10 protein-coding genes are annotated in these 13826 nt (G+C 71.2%); 4 read left to right on the forward strand and 6 right to left on the reverse strand.

Annotated elements, in window-relative coordinates; translation table 11 throughout:
* Positions 1 to 42: 42 nt before the first annotated feature.
* The 3 genes from AC27LF_RS15330 to AC27LF_RS15340 all read right to left on the reverse strand — a co-directional run bounded on the left by AC27LF_RS15330 (position 43) and on the right by AC27LF_RS15340 (position 5802).
* Positions 43 to 375: a hypothetical protein gene (locus AC27LF_RS15330; RefSeq protein ID WP_479658900.1), complete on the reverse strand. Its 333-nt coding sequence runs from the start codon at positions 373 to 375 to the stop codon at positions 43 to 45.
* On the reverse strand, positions 372 to 4994 hold the full coding sequence (locus AC27LF_RS15335) for an RHS repeat-associated core domain-containing protein (protein ID WP_479658901.1): 4623 nt from the start codon (positions 4992 to 4994) through the stop codon (positions 372 to 374). Before AC27LF_RS15335 ends, AC27LF_RS15330 begins: the two co-directional genes overlap by 4 nt.
* Positions 4995 to 5079: 85 nt before the next feature.
* Positions 5080 to 5802: an SGNH/GDSL hydrolase family protein gene (locus tag AC27LF_RS15340; protein WP_479658902.1), complete on the reverse strand. Its 723-nt coding sequence runs from the start codon at positions 5800 to 5802 to the stop codon at positions 5080 to 5082.
* Positions 5803 to 5858: 56 nt separating this feature from the next.
* On the opposite strand from AC27LF_RS15340, the gene AC27LF_RS15345 reads away from it, so the two are divergent.
* On the forward strand, positions 5859 to 6533 hold the full coding sequence (locus tag AC27LF_RS15345) for a TetR/AcrR family transcriptional regulator (protein WP_479658903.1): 675 nt from the start codon (positions 5859 to 5861) through the stop codon (positions 6531 to 6533).
* Between the two features lie 19 nt (positions 6534 to 6552).
* Here the strand turns inward: AC27LF_RS15345 and AC27LF_RS15350 are convergent, their stop codons facing one another.
* The 3 genes from AC27LF_RS15350 to AC27LF_RS15360 all read right to left on the reverse strand — a co-directional run bounded on the left by AC27LF_RS15350 (position 6553) and on the right by AC27LF_RS15360 (position 9428).
* Positions 6553 to 7860, reverse strand: a complete 1308-nt coding sequence (locus AC27LF_RS15350) for a GH1 family beta-glucosidase (protein ID WP_479658904.1) — start codon at positions 7858 to 7860, stop codon at positions 6553 to 6555.
* Positions 7861 to 8070: 210 nt separating this feature from the next.
* Complete coding sequence (locus AC27LF_RS15355; RefSeq protein WP_479658905.1) at positions 8071 to 8337, reverse strand: protealysin inhibitor emfourin; 267 nt, start codon at positions 8335 to 8337, stop codon at positions 8071 to 8073.
* A gap of 20 nt (positions 8338 to 8357) precedes the next feature.
* Positions 8358 to 9428: a M4 family metallopeptidase gene (locus tag AC27LF_RS15360; RefSeq protein WP_479658906.1), complete on the reverse strand. Its 1071-nt coding sequence runs from the start codon at positions 9426 to 9428 to the stop codon at positions 8358 to 8360.
* 336 nt (positions 9429 to 9764) lie between these two features.
* Between AC27LF_RS15360 and leuA the strand changes: the two genes are divergently transcribed.
* From leuA to AC27LF_RS15375, 3 genes are all read left to right on the forward strand, one after another.
* Complete coding sequence (leuA, locus tag AC27LF_RS15365) at positions 9765 to 11486, forward strand: 2-isopropylmalate synthase (protein WP_479658907.1); 1722 nt, start codon at positions 9765 to 9767, stop codon at positions 11484 to 11486.
* Positions 11487 to 11670: 184 nt separating this feature from the next.
* A complete protein-coding gene (locus AC27LF_RS15370) occupies positions 11671 to 12366 on the forward strand; it encodes a tellurite resistance TerB family protein (protein WP_479658908.1) in 696 nt (231 codons plus the stop codon).
* A gap of 240 nt (positions 12367 to 12606) precedes the next feature.
* Positions 12607 to 13779: a sialidase family protein gene (locus tag AC27LF_RS15375; RefSeq protein ID WP_479658909.1), complete on the forward strand. Its 1173-nt coding sequence runs from the start codon at positions 12607 to 12609 to the stop codon at positions 13777 to 13779.
* Positions 13780 to 13826 lie beyond the last annotated feature (47 nt).

The following is a 13826-nucleotide window of genomic DNA, read 5'->3' on the forward strand; positions in this document are numbered from 1 at the left end:
ATGCGCCGCGACCCGGCTCAAGAGTCCGTCGCGGGGCTCGGTTCATTCCTCAAGTGTCCAGAACGGTGAGTTCTTCGGGGGTGCGGGGCGGATGGTGAGGCGGGTGAAGTCGAAGTTCGCGTCGTCGTCCTCGTCGCCCGTGGGGAGGCGGCCGGAGGGGTCCGGGTAGTAGTACAGGCCGTAGGACCAGAATTCCGGGAACTCATGGCACATGAGATCGGGGTAGGCGGAGATCTCCGCATCGTGGTATCGCTCGTTGATCCGGGCGACGGCCTCCGCGCGAGAGATACCGAAGCGCGACACCATCTCGGCCGCGATCTCCCGGAAGTACTCGGTCATACCGTCATCGAGGTCCATGACGAATTCTGCGGTCATGCTGTGGGTGGTCCTACTCGTCGATGAATTGAGTTGGTGAACAGCTGGCCCGCGCGGTCCCCGAAGAGCGCGATCTGGTGCCCGTTCAGCACCGGCGGCTCGCCTTGGCGCAGGAAGCCCCTGAGGTTGCGCAGCATGGGCCCCTCGACCAGCTCGTAGTTGTGCATGGCACCGCCGTTTCGATGGTGCCGGATGAACTCTGCCACGTCGTCCCCGGGCCCGTTGAATATCTTGCTGCGCAGCCCGTCCAGTTCGGCCTTGGGGACCTTGAAGTGGATGACCGCGGGTACGCCGCCCGAGTCGTTCGCCAGCTTCTTCGCCCATTTCAGGGCCTGCTGCGGGTCGTTGGTGACATAGAACCCGCCCCGGCCGAAGTCCATCTTGCGGGTCGACACGGTGGTGTCGACGCCCTTCGCCAGGATGCTGTCGGCGTGCTGGCCCAGCGTCCCGTGGTAGAGATCCACGACGCACGGTGCCTTCAGGCCCAGTGGGTCTTTCCACTGGAGGGGGTTCTTCACATAGGCGTGGTGGTTGGGGGACGGGGTGCGGCCCAGGGGGTCGGGGCTGAGGTAGCGCGCGGTGCCCGGCTCGTAGTACCGGTGGTGGTTGTAGTGGAGGCCCGTCTCCGGGTCGAGGTACTGGCCGGGGAACCGCAGCGGACAGTCGACGCGGGAGACGACGTCCGGGTCGGCGACGGGGACGCCCCAGATCGTGGACGACCCGGCCCAGACGACATCGCCCCGCGCGTCCAGCAGCTCCGTCGGCGTGCCCAGAAGGTCGGTGACGATGGCGTAGAACCGCTCGTCGATCTCGTCCTGCGGTGTGCCGGGCCCGACCCCGTGGGACATGCGGACGCGCTGCGCGACGGGGGCCGGCCCCTCCGCCCAGTCCCACACCGTGCTGACGGTTCCGTCCGACTGTTCGGCGAGGTCGTCCTCGTCCCAGAAGAACCGCACCTCCTCGGCGACGGACCCGTCGTCCGCGCGCAGTTGCTTCGCCACCCGCCTGCCGACCGGGTCGTAGACGTAGTGCCAGTGACGGCCGTCCGGGGTCAGGACGTCCGTCAGCTGGTCCTCGGCGTTCCAGGTGAAACGCCATTCCCGCCGGCCGCCGGACAGCAGCTTGGTGATCTTCCGTACGACGCGTCCCTGGCCGTCGTGGCGGTAGCGGGTGCGGCCGGCCCGTTCGATGAGGGTGCCCGAGTAGCCGCGTTCGCCGGGCCCGGCGTCCTCGTCGCCGACCGGCGCCGAGGTGGCGAAGTCGGTGAGGTTCCCCAGGACGTCGTACCGGTAGGTCTCCTCCCAGCCCGCCGCCCCCCGTACGGCCGTCACCCGCCCCGACCGGTCGAGCGTGAAGGTCCGCTCGCCGTGCCGGGAGTCGGCCACCGAGGTGAGGCCGCCGTCGGTGCGGTGCTGGAAGACGCGCCGTTCGGTACGGCCCGCCGCGGTCACCACGCGCTGTGTGGTCCGCAGCCGGTCCGTGTCCCACGCGTGGGTCAGACGCGCGGCGTCTCCCAGCACCCGTTCCGTCTCACGGCCGGCGATGTCGTACCGGAAGGTGACGTCGTGCTCCCCGATCCGCTGTACGACCGACCGCCGCTCGCGTGCGTACGCCCACCGGGTGACCGCGCCGCTCGGCGTCCTGCGTGCCGTGCGGCGGCCGGCCGCGTCGTATCCGGAGCTGACCGCGTGGCCGTTCCACGACTCGGCGAGCAGCCGGCCCGTCGCGTCGTACTCCCGGTGCAGTTCGACCTCGGTGTTGCGCGCCGCGACGAGCCTGCCCAGCGGGTCGTACGCGTATGTGGTGGTGCCGCCGTCGGTCTCCATGGCCACGACGTTGCCGACGGCGTCGTGGCGGAACCGGGTGGACTCCCCGGCCCCGTTGGTCCGCTCGACGAGCCGGCCCGCCGGGTCGTAGCGGTAGCCGAGCGTGCGGCCGTCGAAGTCGGTCTCGGATATCAGCCGGCCGACCCCGTCGTAGGCGTAACTCCAGGTCTGTCCGGCCGCGTTGGTGACGCTGCGCAGTCTGAGCTCGGTGTCGTACGCGAACCGCTCCAGGGTGCCGTCCGCGTCCGCCCGCAGGGTGCAGAGGTCGAAGTGGGTGTTCTCGTACCGGGTGTGGCGGCCGTCGGAGGAGCGGTACTCCACCGGGTTGCCCTCGGCGTCGTACGACCAGTGCTCCGTGGTGCCGTTCGGCAGCCGCCGCCAGGCGATCTGGCCCTCGGGGGTCCAGCCGACCCGGGTGACCGCCCCGAAGGCGTCGGTGAGTTCGGTGATACGGCCGAAGGTGTCCCGGACCAACCGGTCGGTCGCTCCGAGTGCGTCCGTGGTGCGCACCACCAGTCCCGCGGCATCGTTGACGATGGTCTGCAGCCGCTCGCCCAGTGGGTCGACAATGCCGGTCAGACCGCCTGTGCCGTCGAAGGTGAAGCGTGTGGTGGCGCCCAGCGGGTCGACGACCGCCACGCGGTTGCCCCGGTCGTCGTACACCGACTCCCATGTGCTGCCGTCCGGCTGTGTCACCTTGGTGACCTGGCCGAACTCGTCGTACTCGGTGTGTACGACCGCTCCGTCCGGGCGCGTGACCCGAGTGATGTTGCCGTCGCCGTCGTGACCGAGGCGGGTGGTGTGACCCAGCGGGTCGGTCAGTGCCACGAGGCGGCCGTGCTCGTCCCAGTCGCGGGTGGTCGTGTGCCCCGACGGATCGGTCTCGCGCAGCGGACGCAGGTCCTCGTTGAAGGTGTACGTGATCGAGTGGCCGAGCGAGTCCGTGGCGACGGTCGTGCGCGTGTCGTCGTCGTACGCGTAGGAGTACGCGAGTACGCCGTCGGCACCGCCCGTGCGGACACAGCGGCCCCGCTCGTCGTACGCGTAGCGGTACCGGTCGCCGGTCCTGCTGCGCCAGCCCGTGATCCGTCCCTGGTCGTCGTAGTCGTACCGCTGGGGTACGGAGGAGGAGTCCACGACTGCGGTGAGGCGGCCCTGCCCGTCGTACTCGTACGTCCGCAGCGTCGGCCGGTCGGGGTCGCTCAGCAGACGCAGGGCGGTCACCCGGCCGTCCGCCGTGCTGATACCCACGCGGTACCCGCCGTGGTGCACCAGCTCGCAGGGGGAGCCGTCCGCCGCGTGGCGTACGCCGATGGTATTGCCGTTGCGGTCCCGTACCTCGGCCAACGGGAGTTCGGCGGCCCGGCCGCCGGGAACCTGCCGGAACCGCAGGGTCGTGCCGCTCTCCGGCTGCCACAGCGTGAATCCGCCGTCGGGTGAACCGTCCCAGCTCAGCGGCCAGTCGGGGCCGAGGACCGGCCGCATCGGCTCGCTCGGCTCCGGGACCGCGTAGTACAGCACGGTGCCGTCGGCCGCGACGCATCGGATGCCGTCGTCATCAAGGAGCAGCCGTTGGTCCAGCGTGGACGTCCAGTCCGCGCCGAACCAGCCGCCGGACGTGACGCCCGTGCGGTGGCTGCGCTCCAGGACGAGCGGCAGGACGCCCGGCAGGGAGACGTCCGTGATCGACATGACCATCTGGCCGGTGGCCATGTCGATCGGATCGCCGCACGTGAACAGGTTCTTCATCGAGCGGCCCAGGCCCTTCAGGCGCGGTCCCATCCCCTTGAGCCCCAGCGCCATGCTCTTCAGGCCGCCCTTGCCCAGGCCCTTCAGGCCCTTGGCGAGTTTGCCGAAGCTGGTGATGCCCTTGCCGCCGGGTATGCAGTCCAGGGCCGCGAAGGCGACGTCCCACAGGGACGCCTTGCCCTGGGAGTATTTGTAGAGGGTGTCGGCGAGGACGACGAGGGCCGCGATCAGGACGATCGCACCGAGGATCGGCCCGCCGATGATCATCGCGATGATCCCGACGACCGCGACGACCACCTTGCAGACCGCGACGATGGTGTCCCAGTTGTTCTCGAACCAGTGGCCGATGTCCTGCCACCACGACCGGTTCTGGATCCCCGCGTCCGACGCCTCGTCGATCCTCGACTTCGCCTCGCGCGCCGCCTCGTCGCGCATCGCCCGCGCGTCCGCGGCCATCTTCTTCGCCGCGTCCAGCGCGCTCTGGGCGGTGGTGACGTCCGACTGCGCCTTCTCGTGCGCCGACCGGGCGTTCCGCACGTCCCGGGCCGCGGCACGGACCTTCGCCTCGTCCGGCTCACCCCCGTCACTGCCCCGGCCGGTCGGGTCGTCCTTGTACTTGTCGGCCTCCTTGCCGGCCCGGGTCACCCAGGAATCGGCCGACGCCAGACGGGACTTGGCCGAAGCCAGGTCGGACTGCGCCTCCTTCGCCCTGGCCAGGGCCCGGTCCGCGAGCGCCTGCGCCCGCTCCAGCTCCGGCCAGAAACCGGCGAGGGCGTCGCCGCACATCGCGTACGACGTCCTCAGCTTCTTCAGGTCCTTCGGGACGTCCCCGAACTGCTCCTTGAATGCCTCGGCCGACTTGCCCGCCCACTGAAGCAGCGTGTCCTCGCCCGCCATGCCCTTGACCAGACGCAGCGCGTCGGACACGTCGTCCGCGAAGTCGTGCAACTGCTTCGCCAGGGAACGCACCCGCTGCGGATCCCCCGGTGTCGGGTCCTTGTCAAGATCCAGCGGATGCCAGTCCGCGGGCCGATGCCCCACCATCCCGCAACCCCCGTCACGTGTGCAGCACTTGTGGCGCCTATGCCGTGGCCAAGGTACTTGATCCGCGGCCCGCGGGCGGCGTCGTTCAGGCGTCTGCCGTGGGCGGCGGGCAGACCGTCTCCGCGAGCGTGGCCAGGCGGGAGGCGAGGACCCGGCCCCAGGCGCGACAGCCCGCCGGCGACGGGTGGAACCGGTCGGCGGCCAGCCAGTCGCCGGGGAGGTCCGGCGGGCCCCCGGAGGGAAGATGGAAGACGGCGACTCCCCTCGTGGCCGCCGTCTTCAGTTCGTGGTCCAGCGCGCGGACGTAGAGCGACATCGGCAGGCGCCGCCCGCGCGGCAGGGCGGCCAGGCCGTCGATCCTCGGCAGGCCCGCGAAGACCACCGGGACGTCCTCGCCGAGCCGCAGGCGTAGGTCGCGGATCAGGGACTCGGCGTCCCGGCGGAACGCGCTCGGCCGGCGCAGCCGCAGCGCGTCGTTGGTGCCGGCCACCACCAGGACCAGATGCGGGCGCCAACGGGTCGTCGGATCGGTCAGACCCGGCAGCAGACCGCGCCGCACGTCCGAGAGCGTCGCGCCCGCCTTCGCCGCCACCCGCCAGGACACCGCCCGTCCGGTCATCGCCGTCAGGGCCTGCGCCGTCTGGCCGGTGAGCGCCTCCCGGTGGTTCGGCGCGCCCACGCCCGCCGCCACCGAGTCCCCGAGCACCGCGAGCCGCAGCGCGGGCTCCGTGCCCTCCGTGGTTCCCGTGTCGTCCCCCGCCGCCTCCGGCAGTCGTACCGGTCGCGTTCGTGTACCCGTCCCGCGCATGCGCCGAGCCCCCGTCCATAACGCTGTTATGTCTATAACAGCGTTATGCTCGGCTCGTGTCAACCCAGAACCCGGATCCGGCGGCGCCAGGACGCGGCGGCCCCACCCTCCGCCGCCGCCTGCTCGACGAGGCCGCCCGCGTCCTCGCCGAGGAAGGGCCCGGCGCGCTCAGCGCACGGCGGCTCGTCCGGGCCGTCGGCGCCTCCACCATGGCCGTGTACACCCACTTCGGGTCCATGCCGGAACTGGTGCGCGAGGTCATGAAGGAGGGCGTCGACCGGTTCCTCGCCCGGGTGCGGGAGGTACCGCCCGCCGTCACACCCGACGCCGACCCCGTCCGTGAACTGGCCGGACTCTGCCGCGCCTACCAGGACTTCGCCCGCGCCGAACCCCATGTGTACGCCGTGCTGTTCGGCGGCTCCGCGCTCGCCGGCTTCGAACTGAGCGAGGCCGACCGGTCCATGGGCGTCGCCCTGCTGCGCTTCCCGCGCGACGCCATCCGCCGGTGCGCCGGCGCCGGCCGGTTCCACGCCGACGCGGACGCCGATCTCCTCGTACGCCAGCTGTTCGCGCAGATGCACGGGCTCGCCCAACTCGCCCGCGCCGGTTACATCCTGGGCCGCTACGGCCCGGACGACGTCCTCGGCGGACTGCTGCGGGACTTCGCCGTCGCCGCCGGGGACCAGCCCGAGCGGGCCGCCGCGTCCGTACGGTCGGGGCTGGCCGGGTGACGGCCAAAGCCGCGCCGGGTCACCTCTGGGCCCGCAGCACGTCCCGGAACCAGCCGTACGACGCCTTCGGGGTGCGGCGCTGTGTCGCGTGGTCGACGTGGACCAGGCCGAAGCGGCGGGCATAGCCCTCGGCCCACTCGAAGTTGTCCAGCAGCGACCAGACGAAGTAGCCGCGCACGTCCACGCCCGCCTCGATCGCCCGGTGCAGCGCCCTGATGTGGCCGTCCAGGTAGGCGATCCGGTCGTGGTCGTCGACGCCGTCGTACGAGCAGCCGTTCTCGGTGATCACCACCGGCGGGAGCCGGTCGCCGTACCGGTCACGGAACGCGGTCAGCAGCTCCGTCAGGCCCTCCGGGACGACCGGCCAGCCGAAGTCCGTCACCGGGCGTCCCTCGATCTCCCTGAGCGAGAAGGGGAGTTCGGCCGGGATCGGCACCCCGCCGAACTCGGACTCCGTCTGCTGCGGGGCGCCCACCCGGGTCGGGGCGTAGTAGTTGACGCCGTACCAGTCGAGCGGTTCGGCGATGACCCGGAGATCGGCGTCGACGTCGCCCGGCATCAACTCGGCCATGCCGTCCGGGTATCGGCCGAGGAGCAGGGGGTCGGCGAACAGGCGGTTCAGCAGGACGTCGTAGAAGTCGGCCGCCGCGGTGTCCTCCGGCGCGGCGGAGGCCGGCCAGGTCGGGCCGTGGGAGTTGGCGATGCCGATGTCGGCGGCGCCGGCCGCGCGCAGCGCCCGTACCGCGAGGCCGTGGGCGAGGAGCTGGTGGTGGGCGACCGGCAGGGCGTCGAAGAGGAGACGCCTGCCGGGGGCGTGGGCGCCCAACGCATGCCCGAGCAAGGTGTGTTCGGCGGGCTCGTTCAGAGTGATCCACTTGGTCACACGGTCGCCGAGCCGGGCGGCCACCGCCGACACGTACGCGGCGAAACGGTGCGCGGTGTCGCGGTCCAGCCAGTCCAGGCGGGCGGGCAGGTCCCAGTGGAAGAGGGTCGGGACGGGGCGCACGCCGGCCGCGCACAGCTCGTCCACGAGACGGTCGTAGAAGTCGAGGCCGCCGGGGGAGTCGACCCGCGGCCAGGAGACCGAGAAACGGTACGCGTCCACGCCCAGGCCGGACAGCAGCGCCACGTCCTCGCGGTAGCGGTGGTAGTGGTCGCAGGCCACCGCCGCGGTGGAGCCGTCCTTCACCCGCCCCGGCTCAGCCGTGAACACGTCCCACACGGAGGGCTCGCGCACGTCGGCCGCCCCCTCGATCTGGTGCGCCGAGGTGGACACGCCCCACAAAAACCCACCCGGAAACCGAGGCAAGGGATCACGAGCCACCATGCCCGCGATAATCCGCACCCACCACCCCAAAGTCAACGCCCAACAAATAAACAGACGTTGCCCACAGCGCCCCGATAGGGGCGCGGGGAACTGCGCGACCAGCCACAACCCACCCGCAGCCGACCAACGACCGAGCCACCCGCGCACCCCCAGCCACAACCCGTCCGCAGACAACCGACGGCCGGTTCTTCGGCTGACCCAGCGGAGCGCTTACGCGCCTTCTTTGAGGACCCGTGAGATCAACACCCGCTGCTCCTCCGTCAGACAAGGATCCGCCGCGTACACCGTCCTCCCGTCCACCGTGATCTCGTAGTGGAAACCGTCCGGCACGCCGGCCGACGGCACGTCCCGGCCGGCGGCGACCGCCCGCTCGGCCAGGGACCGCCACTCGGACGCGTCGGCCCGCCCCGCGGTGTTCACCTCGGCGTGCCGCTCGATGCCCGCGAACCCGCCCGTGCGCCTCACCTGAATCCGCATGGTCCCTGTGTAGTACGGACCTAGCCCGCCCGCACCCCGACCTGCTGCCACGCCTTCGCCACGGCCCGGTGTTCCTCGCCCTCGCGGTAGCGGGCCCGGGCCGCCGCGACCGTCAGCTTCGCGAAGTCCTCGAAGCCGGCCTGGGCGGACAGTTCGCCGCCGGTCAGCACGTCGTACCAGATCTGCCCGGCCCGTTCCCAGGCGTGCCCGCCGAGCGCGGTGGCCAGCAGGTAGAACGCGTGGTTGGGGATACCGGAGTTGATGTGCACGCCGCCGTTGTCGCGGCCGGTCTTCACATAGCCGGCCATGGTCGCCGGCTGCGGGTCCTTGCCGAGGACGTCGTCGTCGTACGCCGTGCCCGGGGCCTTCATCGAGCGCAGCGCCGTGCCGGTGACGCGCGGCGCGAGCAGCCCGGCGCCGATCAGCCAGTCGGCCTCGGCGGCGGTCTGCCCCAGCGTGTACTGCTTGATCAGCGAGCCGAACACATCGGAGACGGACTCGTTGAGCGCGCCGGGCTGGCCGAAGTAGGTGAGGTTCGCGGTGTGCTGGGTGACCCCGTGGGTCAACTCGTGGCCGATGACGTCCACCGGGATGGTGAAGTCGAGGAAGACCTCGCCGTCCCCGTCGCCGAACACCATCTGCTCGCCGTTCCAGAAGGCGTTGTCGTAGCCCTCGCCGAAGTGCACGGTGGCGTCCAGGGGCAGTCCGGAGCCGTCGATCGAAGCGCGGCCGTACGCCTTCAGATACAGCTCGAAGGTGGCGCCGAGACCCGCGTAGGCGCGGTTGACGGTGGCGTCCGTGCCGGGTTCGGAGCCCTCCTCGCGGACCTTCGTGCCGGGCAGGTCCTGCCGGTGCTCGGCGTCGTAGACGGTGCGCCGCGGACGGTCGGCGGCGGCGCCCGCGGGCGGGGCGACGGCCGGCGCCCCGATGACCGTGGTCAGCCGGCGGTGGGTGCGCTCGTAGGCGTCGCGCTCCAGGGTCCGGCGGGCCGGGCCGGACAGCGCGGAGTCCTCGTGCTGGGCGAGCCGGTCGAGGACGTGCGGCGGGACGATGGTGCAGAAGACGGGCTCGAAGCCCCCGTTCGTCGTCATGACCGCACCATTGCACTGAGTGACCGCGATGTCACTACTGGCAACCGTGATGGGGGAAATAGCGTGACAAGCGGCCGGCTCGTTCACGCACCGTGGTATGCCGCACTTTTTGTCTCGTTTGTTCTCCTGGTCCCGCATACTGATACGGGCCCGCGCGTCCGGCGCGGCTCGGCTAGGCTGCGGAGCATCATGCGTTTCGGGCTGCTTCTCCTTAGCTGCCGCGGCGAGGGCCTGTAGTCGAGGCCGACTCCCTCCCCGCGGAGCTTGGCGTTGCGTCGTCGGCCGTCCTTCCGGACACCGGACACGACCGGACATCTTCGAGGAGCCCACGCCATCATGGCCAACCGCCAGCAGCCCAGTTCCATGCCGATCCACAAGTACGGCCGGTACGAGCAGGTAGACATCCCCGACCGGACCTGGCCCGACCGGCGGATCACCGTCGCCCCGCGCTGGCTCTCCACCGACCTGCGGGACGGCAACCAGGCCCTGATCGACCCGATGTCGCCCGAGCGCAAGCGCCGCATGTTCGACCAGCTGGTCAAGATGGGCTACAAGGAGATCGAGGTCGGCTTCCCCGCCTCCGGCCAGACCGACTTCGATTTCGTGCGCTCGATCATCGAGGAAGAGGGCGCGATCCCGGACGACGTCACGATCTCCGTGCTGACCCAGGCCCGCGAGGACCTGATCGAGCGGACCGTGGAGTCCCTGAAGGGCGCGAGGCGCGCCACCGTCCACCTCTACAACGCCACCGCCCCGGTCTTCCGCCGGGTCGTCTTCCGCGGCTCCAAGGACGACATCAAGCAGATCGCCGTCGACGGCACCCGCCTGGTGGTGGAGTACGCCGAGAAGCTGCTCGGCCCCGAGACGGAGTTCGGCTACCAGTACAGCCCGGAGATCTTCACCGACACCGAGCTGGACTTCGCGCTGGAGGTCTGCGAGGCGGTCATGGACGTCTGGCAGCCCGGCCCGGGCCGCGAGATCATCCTCAACCTGCCCGCCACGGTGGAGCGTTCGACCCCGTCGACGCACGCGGACCGCTTCGAGTGGATGCACCGCAACCTGTCCCGCCGCGAGCACGTCTGCCTGTCCGTGCACCCGCACAACGACCGTGGCACCGCCGTCGCCGCCGCCGAGCTGGCGCTGATGGCCGGCGCCGACCGCATCGAGGGCTGCCTGTTCGGGCAGGGCGAGCGCACCGGCAACGTCGACCTGGTCACCCTGGGCATGAACCTGTTCTCGCAGGGCGTCGACCCGCAGATCGACTTCTCCGACATCGACGAGATCCGTCGCACGTGGGAGTACTGCAACCAGATGGAGGTCCACCCGCGCCACCCGTACGTGGGCGACCTGGTCTACACGTCCTTCTCCGGCTCCCACCAGGACGCCATCAAGAAGGGCTTCGACGCCATGGCGGCCGACGCGAAGGCCAAGGGCGTCACCGTCGACGACATCGAGTGGGCCGTGCCGTACCTGCCGATCGACCCCAAGGACGTCGGCCGCTCCTACGAGGCCGTCATCCGCGTCAACTCGCAGTCCGGCAAGGGCGGCATCGCCTACGTCCTGAAGAACGACCACAAGCTGGACCTGCCGCGCCGGATGCAGATCGAGTTCTCGAAGATCATCCAGGCGAAGACGGACACCGAGGGCGGCGAGGTCACCCCCGGTGAGATCTGGGCCACCTTCCGCGACGAGTACCTGCCCAACCCGGACAACCCCTGGGGCCGTATCCAGGTCAGGACCGGCCAGTCCACCACCGACACGGACGGTGTGGACATGCTCACCGTGGAGGCCACGGTCGACGGCGAGGACACCGTGCTGACCGGCTCCGGCAACGGTCCGATCTCGGCCTTCTTCGACGCGCTGCACTCCATCGGCGTCGACGTACGCCTGCTCGACTACCAGGAGCACACGATGAGCGAGGGCGCCTCCGCGCAGGCCGCCTCGTACATCGAGTGCGCGATCGACGACAAGGTCCTGTGGGGAATCGGAATCGACGCGAACACGACGCGTGCGTCGCTGAAGGCCGTCGTCTCCGCCGTGAACCGCGCGGCCCGCTGACGCCGCTGACCGGCGCTTTCCCGGGTCCGGCCGTTGTGTACGACGGCCGGGCCCACGTCGTTTACCGGCCACTTTGACGCGCAGGTAACGGGAAGGTCTCGTACGGGGTACTGACTCCACATCGCCGATGTGGCTAACATCACGCACACGCGGCGATGTTGCCGCAGAGTTTCGGAGGTGCGACGTGCTGCCAGTACGGGGACGAGACGGCCGTGCCACCAGGCTTGCCCGCGTCATGGGCACCCGCACCGCGTGGACACCCGTCGGGGACGGTGAGTTCTTCTGCCCCGGGTGCGGGGGCGACCGCAACTACCAGCGGCTCACCGGCCGCCGCCGCTTCATCCTGCTGGGCGTGCCCGTCCTGCCGCGCGGCACCACAGGGCCCGTCGTCGAGTGCGCGGCCTGCCGTCACCACTACGGCACCGATGTCCTGGACCACCCGACCACCTCGCGTTTCTCCGCGATGCTCCGCGACGCCGTGCACACCGTCGCCCTCGCGGTGCTGGCCGCGGGCGGCGCCTGCGCCCGTACGTCCCTGGCCGCCGCCGCCAGCACGGTCCGTGCCGCCGGGTTCGCCGACTGCACCGAGGACCAGCTCGGCGCGCTGGTCGAGGCGCTGGCCGCGGACACCGGCCGGGTCTTCGAGCAGCCGGCCGGCGCGAGCCTGGCGATAGAGCTGCACGAGGCCCTGGACCCGCTCGCCCCGCACCTCACACCCGGCGGCCGGGAGTCCATCCTGCTCCAGGCGGCCCGCATCGCCCTGGCGGACGGCCCGTACACTCCTGCCGAGCGTGATGTCCTCGCCACGGTCGGTGCGGCCCTGACGATCTGCTCCGACGACGTGTCCCGCCTCCTGGCAGCGGCCCGCACGCCGTCCTGACGGACCCGGCCCGCGTCACCGGCGGCCGGTCCGTCCGGGGGCCCGGGCGGCCCCGCATCGCCCTGAGCGGGTCCAGTGGAGTCCGCTGCGGTTCGACAGCGCCCCGAAGGGGCGCGGGGCTGTCTTGATATGCGGCTCCGCCGCGCGGGCACGACCAGCCACGACGGTGCCGCGGACGACCGACGGCATAGCGCGGCATGTCCAGCGGAGCGCTTGGCGGACGGCCCATAATGAGAGCCGATGACTCTCCTGAGCCGTGTTCTTCTCGCCGCCGCGGTGCTCGCCGCCGCGGCCACCCCGAGCGCCGTCGCCAGGCCCGGCTGCGCCTCCTCCGTGCCGTACGCGTCGGGCCGCGGCGGCTACGACACCTACCGCATCCCGGCCGCCGTCAGGACCCGCGCGGGTACCGTGCTCGCCTTCGCCGAGGGCCGGCACGACGGTGTGGGCGACAGCGGTGCCATTGACGTCGTTCTGCGCCGCTCCACCGACGGCGGCTGCACCTGGGGACCGCTCTCGGTGGTCGCCGCGGGGCACGGCGACACCCGCGGCAACCCGGCCCCGGTGGTCGACCCGGCCACCGGCGCGATCGTGCTGGTCACCTCGTACAACAGCGGTGCCGTCACCGAGGCGCAGATCATACGGGGCGAGGTGACACCGGAGCAGGGCCGCCGGGTCTTCGTGCAGCGCAGCGTGGACGACGGCCGGCACTTCTCGCCGCCGCGGGAGATCACGGCCGATGTGAAGCCGACCGGCTGGCGCTGGTACGCCACCGGACCCGGCCACGCCGTGGCCCTGACGCGCGGCCCGCACGCGGGCCGGCTGGTCGTCCCCGCCAACCACTCCGCGGCCCCGCCGCCCGGATCCAGCGACACCGGCCAGGAGCCCAAGTACTACGGCGGCCACGCGTTCTACAGCGACGACGGCGGACGCACCTGGCGGCTGGGCTTCGTCGACGACTCCTACGACGGCCAGACCAACTCCAACGAGTCGACGGCCGCGCAACTCCCCGACGGCAGGCTCTACTTCAGCTCCCGTGACCAGAAGGGCAGCAGCCCGGGCAACCGCCTCGACAGCTATTCGAGCGACGGCGGGCAGAGCCTCGACCGGCCCTACGCCGTCCAGCCCACCCTGAACGACGTCCCGGTCGTCGAGGCATCCGTCCTGCAACCGCACGGCCGGCACGCACCGCTGCTGTTCTCCGCGCCGTCCGTGCCTACCGCTCGCGCGGTGATGGCCGTGTGGCGCAGCGTGGACGGCGGGGCGACGTTCACCAAGGCTCGGACGCTGTCCCGGGACAAGGCCGGGTACTCCGACCTCGTCCAGCTCGACGCCGGTACGGTGGGTGTTCTCTACGAGACGGGTGCGGCTTCCGCCTATGAGCGGATCGAGTTTCGTCGGTTGCGGGTGACGTAGGCGGTTTTTTGGCTGCGGGTGCGTTGGGGCTGGTCGCGCCCGCGCGG

The organism is Streptomyces diversicolor, assembly GCF_057537855.1.